The organism is Photobacterium sp. DNB22_13_2 (assembly GCF_052873915.1).
The window spans coordinates 1-279 of record NZ_JBNNXU010000114.1; the positions used below are offsets into that span (position 1 = coordinate 1).

At 56.6% G+C, this 279-nt stretch carries 1 protein-coding gene; it reads left to right on the plus strand.

Annotated elements, in window-relative coordinates; genetic code table 11:
• Positions 1–22: 22 nt before the first annotated feature.
• Positions 23–279, plus strand: a 257-nt coding sequence (locus ACVA58_RS28025) for a hypothetical protein (RefSeq protein WP_446513510.1), incomplete at its 3' end; no start/stop codon positions are given.

Below are 279 nucleotides of genomic sequence, written 5' to 3' on the forward strand. Positions count from 1 at the left end.
TTTTCCATTCAGGAGTAGGCAAATGCAAGTTTTCGAATTGACCCTCGCCGGTTTCGACGGTTCGTCGAGCAAAACGGACCATCTGATCGTTTGGGTGTCGGCTCAAGCCAGCCAAGCGGAACTCGTTCAGCAGCTGTCCTCGGCTGGGCTCTATCCGACGAAGATCACGGACGTCGCACTGCTTCCCGCCGATTTCGAGGCGGAATTGCAGATCTCGGGCAACCTTGGTGAACTGACACGGTACGTTGACGCTCGGCTGGGTATCGTCCAGCTCGACTC